This is a genomic window from Streptomyces sp. DH12 (genome assembly GCF_020873895.1).
Classification (GTDB): domain Bacteria; phylum Actinomycetota; class Actinomycetes; order Streptomycetales; family Streptomycetaceae; genus Streptomyces.
Genome location: NZ_JAHWGT010000153.1, coordinates 1 through 893 on the forward strand (window position 1 = coordinate 1; position 893 = coordinate 893).

Genomic DNA, 893 nt, shown 5'->3' on the forward strand with positions numbered 1-893 from the left:
TTGCCCTTCTTGTCGGTGATCTTGGCGCGGAAGGAGATCGCCTTGCCCTTCGCGGGGTTCTTGACGGTGATCTTGCCCTTCGTGACCGTGGTCTTCTTCCAGGTCTTGCCGCCGTTGTAGGAGACGTAGACCGCCAGGGACTTGAGGTTCTTGCCCTGGGCGGCGCCCTCCACGACGACCGGGAAGGTGGCCTTCTTGCCGGCCGCGACCTTGCTGTCCAGCCCCGTGACCGCGGCGAACCGGGCCGAGGAGACGGGCAGCTGCTTCTCGCCCGACGTCTTCTTGGACCGGAAGGTCCAGCTCGCGTCGATGCGGGTGGACGCGGCGGCGACCTTGGCGCTCCGCTTGACCGAGGTGGTCAGCCGGTAGGCGGCGTCACCGGACGGGACGGTGAAGCCCTCCTCGCCGAACAGCGGGTCGTTGTTGGAGCCGACCTTCTTGCCGTTGCGGTAGAGGGTCGTGACGGCGGACGAGAACTCCGAGGAGCCCGCGTGCCCCTTGCCGTCGGCGAACAGCGGGATCACGCCGTAGATGCTGTTGCCGTCGCGGAAGACGCCGTAGGACGAGGTGAGACGCGGCCCGAAGACGGCCGTGTTCACGGTCTCCTTGTAGGTCTTGCCGCCCTTGTAGGTCTTGCCGACGCCGATCGTGTAGCCGGCGTCGTAGATGGGCCAGCCCTCGTTGTCGACCCCGCCGAGCTGCTCGAAGTCGAGGTCCCACGTCACGCCGTTGACCGTGGACAGGTACAGCGTGCGGGTGCTGGGGAGCTTCTGCTCCTGGGAGAAGCCGGACGCGCCCGAGCTGCCGGGCAGCCAGCCGAACGCGGTGACGGCGCCCTTCTTGCCACTGGCCGCGGCGCCCATGCCGACCTGGACGGTGGCGAACTCCTTGGC

At 67.9% G+C, this 893-nt stretch carries 1 pseudogene; it reads right to left on the reverse strand.

Annotation, left to right across the window (positions count from 1 at the left end):
- Positions 1-893, reverse strand: a pseudogene (locus LPA54_RS33160) (peptidase S8); the annotation flags it as partial.